This window comes from Thalassolituus sp. UBA2009 (assembly GCF_002335285.1).
Lineage (GTDB): Bacteria > Pseudomonadota > Gammaproteobacteria > Pseudomonadales > Oceanobacteraceae > Venatoribacter > Venatoribacter alkanivorans.
In genome coordinates, this window is sequence record NZ_DDCJ01000084.1 from 1 (window position 1) to 9,590 (window position 9,590).

Annotated in this window: 10 protein-coding genes; 9 read left to right on the forward strand and 1 reads right to left on the reverse strand. The window is 59.3% G+C overall.

The annotated features are described in order from the left end of the window. The 4 genes from B3P58_RS10530 to B3P58_RS10545 form a co-directional block, all read left to right on the forward strand. Positions 1-258, forward strand: a 258-nt coding sequence (locus tag B3P58_RS10530; protein WP_286717427.1) for a hypothetical protein, incomplete at its 5' end; no start/stop codon positions are given. Between the two features lie 183 nt (positions 259-441). After that, complete coding sequence (locus tag B3P58_RS10535; protein ID WP_286717428.1) at positions 442-1,833, forward strand: type II toxin-antitoxin system HipA family toxin; 1,392 nt, start codon at positions 442-444, stop codon at positions 1,831-1,833. Beyond that, positions 1,830-2,117 carry a helix-turn-helix domain-containing protein gene (locus B3P58_RS10540; protein ID WP_230331748.1) on the forward strand — a complete coding sequence of 96 codons (288 nt, stop codon included), beginning with the start codon at positions 1,830-1,832 and terminating at the stop codon, positions 2,115-2,117. Before B3P58_RS10535 ends, B3P58_RS10540 begins: the two co-directional genes overlap by 4 nt. Before the next feature lie 108 nt (positions 2,118-2,225). Next, positions 2,226-2,459 (forward strand): hypothetical protein, encoded by a 234-nt coding sequence (locus tag B3P58_RS10545; RefSeq protein ID WP_145467350.1) that lies wholly within the window; start codon positions 2,226-2,228, stop codon positions 2,457-2,459. A 68-nt stretch (positions 2,460-2,527) separates the two neighbouring features. On the opposite strand, the gene B3P58_RS10550 is transcribed toward B3P58_RS10545, so the two are convergent. After that, entirely contained in the window at positions 2,528-3,415 is an 888-nt protein-coding gene (locus B3P58_RS10550; protein WP_286717431.1) for a LysR family transcriptional regulator, read from the reverse strand. Between the two features lie 109 nt (positions 3,416-3,524). Between B3P58_RS10550 and B3P58_RS10555 the strand changes: the two genes are divergently transcribed. The 5 genes from B3P58_RS10555 to B3P58_RS10575 form a co-directional block, all read left to right on the forward strand. Further along, on the forward strand, positions 3,525-5,147 hold the full coding sequence (locus B3P58_RS10555; RefSeq protein WP_286717433.1) for an NADH-quinone oxidoreductase subunit L: 1,623 nt from the start codon (positions 3,525-3,527) through the stop codon (positions 5,145-5,147). After that, entirely contained in the window at positions 5,144-7,582 is a 2,439-nt protein-coding gene (locus B3P58_RS10560) for a YbcC family protein (RefSeq protein ID WP_286717435.1), read from the forward strand. The genes B3P58_RS10555 and B3P58_RS10560 overlap by 4 nt, the downstream gene beginning before the upstream one ends. Next, entirely contained in the window at positions 7,575-8,510 is a 936-nt protein-coding gene (gene cysD / locus B3P58_RS10565) for a sulfate adenylyltransferase subunit CysD (protein WP_286717437.1), read from the forward strand. Before B3P58_RS10560 ends, cysD begins: the two co-directional genes overlap by 8 nt. Further along, positions 8,510-9,286 (forward strand): DUF6671 family protein, encoded by a 777-nt coding sequence (locus tag B3P58_RS10570; RefSeq protein WP_286717438.1) that lies wholly within the window; start codon positions 8,510-8,512, stop codon positions 9,284-9,286. Before cysD ends, B3P58_RS10570 begins: the two co-directional genes overlap by 1 nt. A gap of 34 nt (positions 9,287-9,320) precedes the next feature. After that, positions 9,321-9,590 (forward strand): L-threonylcarbamoyladenylate synthase (locus B3P58_RS10575; protein WP_286717439.1); only part of this gene is annotated, 270 nt, incomplete at its 3' end.

A 9,590-nucleotide genomic window follows, 5' to 3' on the forward strand; every position in this document is an offset into this window, starting at 1 on the left:
ATCATCGGTAAAGAAAGTTTACGCGAGGCTTGTCACTCCTTTTTAATCGTAATGGGTATCAAGCTCACAAAGGATGAGGGCATTCTTGCGGAGTTTGCTCAAAGGTACCCCGAAAAGCTGGATATGATTAAAGAAATCATTAAAACGGGTATAGAGGTAACGGTTCTCGACAGAACCGAACTAAGTGCCTGGCAGGAACTGCTGCGGGTCTTGCCGGATACCAAGAACACTGATAATTCACAGCCGCAGGATAAGTAACCATCCTTACCCGCATAGGGCGCTTAGCCCTCCTGACCCGGAGTTGATCGATCGTTTGCGATACTCTTGTGCACTAAATTGCACAAAAAATAGTCGAACCTCAGTTTTTGTGCAGAATATTGCATTTTATTGCCTTTCGGCGTAAAAATGGTGCACTAAATTGCACATATCAGGTCGGCTCTTATGGCAGACACATTAACGCTGGAAACCTGTATCGCCGGTCAGTGGCAGAAAGCCTGCTCGCTCCGGTTCCACGAACCGGCCGCCGGTCGCTCCGGGCCGGTTACTCTGGAGTATGACGCGGCCTATGTCGCCCGCTACCAGAATAATCCGGCTGCGCTGGTCAGCCTGCGCTATCCGCTGGATTTCTTTCCCCATGAGTGCGAACACTGGCCAGCATTCTTGCTGGATATTCTGCCCATGGGGGCCGCGCGCCGTTATTGGGGGCAACGGCTGAATCTGGTCAATCCGGAACACCCCAGCCATGATTTTATGCTGCTGCAACAGGGTGCCAGAGCGCCGGTCGGCAATATGCGTATAAAAGAATCCTGCCCGGTTGATATACCTCCTGCGCGTGGTTTCCCCATCGCTGACGTGCTCAGCCGTGACACCGGGTTTCTTGATTACGCCCGGGAGTGTGGTGCCGCAGTGGGTGGTGCCAGCGGTGCTGGCGGAGAAGCGCCTAAGTTTCTGCTGACGAGGGGCAAAGACGGTTTGTACTATCCGGATGCCACACTGCCGGATGATCTGGCCGATGAGTTCTTTCTGGTTAAGTTTCCCCGGCAAAGCTCCCACAGTCATCGTCCGCTGGACAGTGATTTACTGATTCTGGAAACCGAGGCCGCGTATTACCGGATTGCCAGCCGCCTGGGATTTGACACGATTTACCGCTCACCCTGGTCTTTAACAGGCGGTAAAGGAGAGCAGATTTTTTTCCCTGTCTCTACCGAACATTCCATAACCCGCCCAAGCCTGTGGCTGCCGCGTTTTGACCGGGGAATCACAACGTCTGCGGTTGACCGCATCGGGGTTGAGTCATTGTATTCGTTGGTCGGCTCGGTTGAACCGGGAGCCAGCATTGCGCATACGGAGTATCTGCGCTGTCTGGTATCAGCCTGGACTGGTCATGGTCAGCAGGCTGAAGTTCCTGAACTGGTGGAGGAATATGTGCGCCGTGATCTGTTAAACGTGGTTCTGGGTAATAGCGACAATCATGGCCGCAACACTTCTGTGCTCCGGCTGAATAATCATCTTCAGCTTGCCCCGGTCTATGACCTTGCACCTATGGTACTGGATGAGTCTGGCATTACCCGTACCAGCCGCTGGTCGCAGGCCAACGAACTGGGGGGCGAATTTAACTGGCGTGGTATCTGTGAAGAGGCGTCCCAGGTTGGTTATGGCGTTACGGCCGACGACCTCTGGCGCACATTAACAGCCTTAGCGAAACAGTTAGTGGCTTTGCCTCGTCTGGCTGAAGAGTACCGGGTGCCATCGCAGGTTCTGCAGCAACGCACAGGTAAGCTGAATCTCAAAGGAGTAGAACAACGCCTGACATACTGGGGGCTGCTGCCATGATGATACCAACGGCACAGCAATTGAAAGCGATGAGCAGAACAGAGCTGCTCTCGTTTGTTGAACGCGGCGTTTTTGCAGGTGAACTCTCTTTGGGGGCCGCCCTTAAAATACTGCGCAAGTATGTAGCGGGTCTGAATCAGGCAGATTTTGCCGAGCTTTGCGGTGTTTCCCGCCGCACTCTGGCAGCGCTGGAATCCGATGAAGGTAATCCAACTCTGCAGACTGTAAATCAGGTACTGAAATTATTTGGTTTAAGACTGGGGTTAGCGCGTTTGTACCCATAACGTCACTTTTAACCCGCACGGGCTTGATACGAATCAAGCCCGTTTTTGTTTCTGCTGCCACACTGGGCCATTCCGAGGTTTCTTAAAACACATAAATGGAGTCGTGTTATGAGTGGCGAACAACAGGTGATCGATTTTTTACTGCAGTTGCTGGATGACGCAGCGGTACAGAATCATGAAATCAATGGCCCGTATCTGGAAGATATTCTGTTCACTCAGCTGCTGACCCGCCTGGCGGCACGGCGCACCGAAAAAGACATTCTGCATCAGGTGCAGTACCACCTGAATTTTGAGCAGCGCAATCTCAGTAAGGATGAGTTTGTCGTTACCCGCGGCTGCTGATGTTCTGCAGCCGCCAGCCTGCACGGATCAACCTGAAGAGATCAGCTGGGCAGATCAAACTGGACAGATCAGCTGCGCAGGTTTTGCTGCCCCAGCAACCCGGTGAGCACCGGTGAGACAAACTGGCGTTTCACCGTCACCGCATAAAAGCTCTCAAACACATTGGGCAGAGTCATAAACTCCTGCAGTGTGCCCTGCGCAATCTCATCTTTTACTACCACGGTTGGCAGTACGGTCAGCGCGCCGGTGTCACGTGCCAGCAGACGCAGCATCGCCATATCGTCGGCCTCGGCCTGGACGTCCGGTTCGTAATTCCAGCGGCTGCAGAAGCCATCGAAGGCGCTGCGCAGCTCGGTACCGCTGGCCGGTAACACCCAGCGCCGGCCTTCATACCCCTGCGGGAATTCAGCCGCTGGTTTTTGCTCTGGCGGCCCGACCACAGCCAGTGGCTGGCGCGCCAGTAACTGGCTTTGCCACAGGGTTTCCTGCCCCTCTGCGGCGACGTTGCTATTGGTCAGAATCAGGTCGAACTGATGGGTGGCGAGACCGTTCAGCAGGTTGTCCATACCGCGCGCATGCAGGCTGAAACGCACTTTCGGCTGGTTGATCAGCGGCGCGATAAAGCCCTCGATAAAGTTACGCGACATGGTCGATAACACGCCGATCCGCAGCTGCTGATATTCCGGCTCAATTCCATGGCGCAGCAGTGACTCCAGCTCTTCACCACGACTGAAAATATCATTGGCATAACCCAGCACCCGCTGGCCGGTGGCGGTCAGCCGCAGGCGGCGGCCGCTGCGTTCAAACAGCTGGGTATCCATGCTTTCTTCCAGCGCACGGATCTGCGCCGACAGCGCCGATTGCGACACATGCAGCTGACGCGCCGCTTCGGTCAGGTTGCCCAGTGTGGCGACGCGCCAGAAATAATGCAGATGATGATAATTGAGGCGGCTCATCTGATTGTTCTCTAAAAGTGAATGAAATGTGAGTTTATATCTATTTTACCTATAGCAACCAGTGCGCAGATACTGCGCGCACCTGAACCCATAACAGAGGTTGCGTACCATGAGTATTTCCTCTCTGCTGATGGCCATCGTGCTGGCGGCGATCCCGCTGACACTGATTCTGGCCGCTGTTCCTGCCGGTCTGCAGACCCGGCGTTTTACCTTCAGTGACGACCAGCGCTGGCGTTTTGCCTGGCGTGTGGTGAAACTCATTGCCCTGCTGACCCTGAGCGCCATCGCGCTGGCGTTGCTGTTTCCGGCCGCTGAGCGGCATTGGCTGAGCGATCATCCCCTGCGCCTGACGCTGTTACTGCTGCTCAGCGTGATGGCACTGGTGGTGGTGAAATTCTCACGCCGTTATCTGGCCGCCGATCCGGGGTTTGGCCGTTATCTGCGCTGGCTGTTGCTGACCCTGGCGGCGGTGGCGCTGGTGTTTATCAGCAATCATTTGCTGCTGTTTGCCCTGGGCTGGATTGCCATCAGTCTGGCGCTGCATCAGTTGCTGATGTTCTACCCTGACCGTCCGCGCGCGGCGCTGGCGGCGCATAAAAAATTCCTGCTGGCACGGCTGGCGGAAACCTCTCTGTTGGTTGCCTTTTACCTGCTCTGGCAACAGCACGGCACGGCCAATATCGACGCCATTATCAGTGCTTATCAGGCGCCAGCAGCCCTCAGCCTGAATGAGCAAATTGCCGCCGTGCTGATTGCCCTGACCGCGCTGATCAAATGTGCCCAGCTGCCGGTACATGGCTGGCTGATTCAGGTGGTGGAAGCGCCGACGCCGGTATCCGCACTGCTGCATGCCGGGGTGATTAACCTTGGCGGCTTTCTGCTGATTCTGTTTGCCCCGCTGTTTTTACAGGTGGCCGCAGCGCAGTGGCTGGTGCTGGTGGTGGCCGGTCTGACGACGGTACTGGCGGCACTGATTATGACCACCCGCATCAGCATCAAGGTACGGCTGGCCTGGTCGACCAGTGCACAGATGGGTCTGATGCTGATCGAGTGTGCACTGGGCATGGTGGAGCTGGCGTTACTGCATCTGCTGGCGCACTCGGCTTATAAAGCCTGGGCGTTCTTAAGCTCCGGCTCGGCGGTACAGCAGCATGTGCAGCAGTCACTGCTGATTGCTCCGCCAGCGGCGGCGCGCCGCTGGTTGCCGGCGCTGATAGCAGCGGCTGGTCTGGTGGCTGCGGCCTGGTGGTTCAGTGTTCAGTTGAGTGCTCAGTTGCATACCGGCATTCAGCCCGTCAGCGGCTGGTTACTGCTGGCATTGGCGCTGACCACCTTGCTGGTACAGCGCGCGTCAGGCGCATGGACATTGCTGCTGGCAGCTGGTCTGGCGCTGGCTTACAGCCTGCTGAAAATCCTGCTGCAGCCGCTGAGCGGTGAGCTGTCGGCGGCGCTGCGTCCCGGACTGTTCAGTGCCGCAGATCTGTGGGTTAGTGCCCTGTTTCTGCTGCTGTTCACTGTCTGGTGGCTGCTGCGTTACCGCGCCCACTGGCCGCTGGTGCAGCGCTTATCGCTGGCCCTGTTTGCCGGCCTGTATCTGGATGAATGGTTTACCCGTATCACCCTGCGTCTGTGGCCTGCCAGCCTGCCGGTACGGGCCAATCCCAAGCAGTTAGCGCCACATCAGGGGTCAAAACACGTACTGGCCAGCGGCCGGAAGGAGCAACTGTTATGAGCACACTGACTGTATCAGCACAATGTTCTGCACGTCTGGCAGCGGTTGAGGCCGCCGGAAAGCGCGTGGCGCCGACCTGGCCGCTGGATCAGTTAATCGCGGTAAACCCTTTGTGGGAGCTGCGCGATCAGTCATTTACCGCTGCCGCCGCCCGCTTGGAAGCGCTGGGCCGGATGCACTGTCTGATGCCGGCTGACTATTACGTCCGGCAGTGGCAGCGCAGCCGTATCACCGATGCTCATCTGCAACTGGCCGCTGCTGAGTTCGGTGTGGAACAAGACAGCGCCAGCCTGCTGCAGGCGCTGAAACAGCCGGGAGCAGAAGCCCACTGGCACAATGTGTCAGACCTGCTCGACAGCACCCGTGACCGTCAGCACCAGATGGCCTGGCGCGATGAAATCAGCCATCAGATCAGCCAGTTCTGCGCTGCTTTTTGTCAGCAGCCGGACCATCAGTCGGCACACAACCTGTACCTGAGCTGGGTAAAGCAGATCCGCGCCGACCGTGGTATTGCCATTCTGATGGGCGAACCCGGGCTGACCAGAGCCTTCCGTGAGCTGCCGGATGACCCGCAGGCGCTGACTTTGATCGCGCTGGATGAGCTTGGGCTCACTCATGTCGCGCAGATTGAAGCTTACTGCCATGCCCTGCTGCTTGATATTAACGGCTGGGCTTCCTGGTTTGCCTATGAGCGCTGGCAGTCGCGGCTGGAGGGCGACAGCGACGATGCCCTGCCACAGCTGATCGCCATCCGTCTCGGCTGGGAGCTGGCGCTGTGGCGTCACTGGCAGCTGCGCCACAAGCAGGCTGCACAGCAACTGCAGCAGCAGTGGTACAGCCAGTTACCGCAACTGAGCATGCTGGTTGAGCAACAGCGGCTGGCCCAGAAACCGCTGTGGGTATGGCAGCGCGCTGCCGAAATTGCCCGCCAGCAGCAGGAGATGCAGATACTGGCGCAGAAGCCGCTGGCCACCTCACCGCAGCCAAAACTGCAGGCCGTCTTCTGTATTGATGTGCGCTCTGAGGTGATGCGGCGCGCCCTGGAGGCCCAGAGCGCAGATATCCAGACGCTGGGATTTGCCGGTTTCTTTGGTCTGCCGCTGGCTTATACCCCGGTGGGTACCGATCTTAAGCGGCCACAGTTGCCGGGATTACTGGCCGCCGGTCTGCGCGTCAGCGAAGGCGGACATGAAGCCCAGGCGCTGGGTTTTGCCAGAAGGGAGCAGCAGCAGAAAGCCGCCGCCTGGCACGACTTCAGCCGTGGTGCGGCCTCCGCGTTCAGCATGGTTGAAGCGGCGGGCCTGAGCTACGCCGCCAAGCTGCTGCGTAAAACCTTTGGCCTGCAGGCTGAGGAACACCCGGTCAACGATCTGGCTGTCAGCGGCCAGTGGACCCTGTGGAACGGCGAGCGGCCGCTGACCCTGAGCGAAAAAGCCGATCTGGCCGGCAGTATTCTGCAGGCCATGAGCCTTAAACGGCTGGCGGGCGAAGTGCTGCTGGTCGGTCATGGCAGTCATACCACCAACAACCCCCATGCCGCCGGGCTGGATTGCGGTGCCTGTGGCGGTCAGACCGGTGCGGTGAACGTGCAGGTGCTGGCACAACTGCTGAACGACGAAGCGGTGCGCAAGGTGCTGGCTGAACGTGGCCGCATCATTCCGCACAGCACCCGTTTTGTGGCGGCGCTGCATAACACCACCACTGATCATATCCATTGCTTCGGCAAGGTGACGGATATGGCCGCGCAGTGGCTCGCTGATGCCGGCATTCTGGCTCAGCGGGAGCGTGCTGTGGCGTTGGGTCTGGCCGACAGCGCACTGCTTAACCAGCCGCAGCAGCTGGATGCGGCCCTGCGTCAGCGCGCCCTCGACTGGTCAGAAGTGCGCCCGGAATGGGGTCTGGCGGGCAACAGCGCCTTTATTGTCGCGCCGCGCAGCCGCTGCCGTGGCCTGAACTTCGGTGGCCGCACCTTCCTGCACGATTATGTCTGGCAGGACGACAGCGGCTTCAGCGTGCTGGAGCTGATTATGACCGCGCCGATGGTGGTGACCCACTGGATCAATATGCAGTACAACGCCTCGGTCACCGATCCGCTGAAGTACGGCAGTGGCAACAAAGTGCTGCACAACGTGGTGGGGGGGAATCTCGGCGTATTTGAAGGCAACGGCGGTGATCTGCGCATCGGCCTGCCGCTGCAGTCAGTGCACGATGGTAAGCAGTGGATGCATGAGCCACTGCGGCTGAGTGTCTACATTCAGGCGCCGGCCGAGGCTATTGCCGCCATCGTCGAACGTCACGAAAACGTGCGCCAGCTGGTGGATAACGACTGGCTGTACCTGTTCCGGCTGGATGATAACGGCGTGGCCGCACGTCTGTATCAGGGAGCATGGCAGGATACAAAGGCAGAGCCAGAAGGAGAGTCAGGCCATGACTGATCTCCTCGCCGGGCGTATGAGCCATCTGCAGCGGCTGGAAGCCGAGGCGATTCACATTATCCGTGAGGTCGTCGCGGCGTTCGATAACCCCTGCATGTTCTACTCCATCGGCAAAGACTCCACTGTCATGTTGCACCTGGCGCGCAAGGCGTTTTACCCCGGTCGGGTGCCGTTGCCGCTGCTGCACGTGGATACCACCTGGGAGTTTGCCGAAATGGCGCAGTTCCGTGACCGGCTGGCCGCCGAACATCAGCTGCAGATTCTGGTGCACACCAATGAAGAGGCGCTGGCTGCGGGTGTGCATCCGGTGGAATCCGGCTCGGTAAAGTACAACGACCAGATGAAAACCGTAGCGCTGAAACAGGCACTGGACTATTACCGCTTTGACGCCGCGCTGGGTGGCGCCCGCCGCGATGAAGAAAAATCGCGTGCCAAAGAGCGGGTGTTCTCGGTGCGCAGCGAAAGCCATGGCTGGGATCCCAAAGCCCAGCGGCCGGAGCTGTGGTCGATCTACAACACCCAGATCCGCAAAGGCGAATCGGTGCGGGTGTTTCCGCTGTCGAACTGGACCGAGCTGGATATCTGGCTTTACATCCTGAAAGAAAACATCGGCATCGTACCGCTCTACTTTGCCGCCGAACGGCTGAGCTGGGTCGATGACGCCAGCGGTCAGATTCTCGCCCTCGACGATGAGCGTATGCGCCCCCACCTGTCAGCGCGTGAGCTGCAGTCACTGCAGCCGCGCTGGATACGCTTCCGCACACTGGGCTGTTATCCACAGACCGGTGCGGTCGAAAGCCGCGCCACCACGGTAGAAGGCATCGTCGCGGAAATGCTCACTACCCGCACCAGTGAACGCCAGGGGCGGCTGCTGGATGCCGATCAGGCCGGTTCGATGGAAAAGAAAAAGCGTGAGGGCTATTTCTGATGATGGTCGCCGCCCTGCTGACCCGTCATGGCAAGGGCCCGCTGCTGGCGGCGGCGCTGCGTGGGCAAGGCATTGGCGTGGTCAGCATTGAACATTGGGATACCGACCGGCTGGGCACCTTTTCCGGCGAGATCGAACGGCCTGCGCCGGCGCCGGAAGTGGTGCGCCTGAAAGCCATACTGGCAGCGGATCTCAGCGGTTGCGGGCTGGGCCTCGGCAGCGAAGGCAGCTTTGGTGGCGGGCCATACCCCGGTTTGCTGCCCTGGCAACAGGAACTGGTGGCCTTGTTTAACCGCGACACCGGCCAGTGTGTCACTGGTGTTGCCGCCGGGCCTGCGCCGCTGGGTGCACAGCCGCTGGCCGATGAGCAGGCCCTGGCTCAGCTGTTCAGCCGCTACCCCGGTCAGGGCTGGATATTACGTACCGGCGACCATACCTATAAAGGACTGACAAGCGCGGCGCAGGTTCTGCAGCGGCTATGGTCCTGGCCGCTGACGCTGGAACCCGACTGGCGGGCGATGTACAGCCCGCTGCGCTCACAGCGCATCCGCGCCGCGGCCGACAATCTGGAACAACGGCTGGCAGCCCAGTGTCCGGCCTGTCAGCGTCCCGGTTTCTGGCCCGACGACGCTGAGGCTGGTCTGCCCTGCGCAGGTTGTGGTGCACCGACCCATAAAATTCAGCGCCGCACGGCATATTGTGCCTGCGGCTTTAACCAGACATATCCGGTTAGCGCACTGGCCGATCCGTTCGATTGCCCGTGCTGTAACCCCTGAAGACGATGACCGACTATGAAAACGATGACCGACTATGAAAACAGAGTGGCTTGATGGCCTCAGCGACAGCGGCCTGCAACGCGCCGTGCAGTTATTACAGGCTGGCGAATGCGTGGCCGTACCGACCGAAACCGTTTACGGCCTGGCCGCCGATGCCCGCAATGCGGCGGCGGTGCGCGCTATTTTTGCCGCCAAGGGCCGCCCGGCCAATCATCCGCTGATTGTCCATCTGGCCAGTGCGGAACAACTGCCGCAGTGGGCGGCCAGTGTGCCGCCGCAGGCCTGGCAGCTGGCGCAGGCATTC

Bases quoted from the DNA above. Each gene is read 5' to 3' on its own strand.
- B3P58_RS10570 (WP_286717438.1), top strand. From the start codon at position 8,510: ATGATGGTCGCCGCCCTGCTGACCCGTCATGGCAAGGGCCCGCTGCTG.
- B3P58_RS10540 (WP_230331748.1), top strand. From the start codon at position 1,830: ATGATGATACCAACGGCACAGCAATTGAAAGCGATGAGCAGAACAGAG.
- B3P58_RS10555 (WP_286717433.1), top strand. From the start codon at position 3,525: ATGAGTATTTCCTCTCTGCTGATGGCCATCGTGCTGGCGGCGATCCCG.
- B3P58_RS10560 (WP_286717435.1), top strand. From the start codon at position 5,144: ATGAGCACACTGACTGTATCAGCACAATGTTCTGCACGTCTGGCAGCG.
- B3P58_RS10550 (WP_286717431.1), bottom strand. From the start codon at position 3,415: ATGAGCCGCCTCAATTATCATCATCTGCATTATTTCTGGCGCGTCGCC.
- B3P58_RS10535 (WP_286717428.1), top strand. From the start codon at position 442: ATGGCAGACACATTAACGCTGGAAACCTGTATCGCCGGTCAGTGGCAG.
- cysD (WP_286717437.1), top strand. From the start codon at position 7,575: ATGACTGATCTCCTCGCCGGGCGTATGAGCCATCTGCAGCGGCTGGAA.
- B3P58_RS10545 (WP_145467350.1), top strand. From the start codon at position 2,226: ATGAGTGGCGAACAACAGGTGATCGATTTTTTACTGCAGTTGCTGGAT.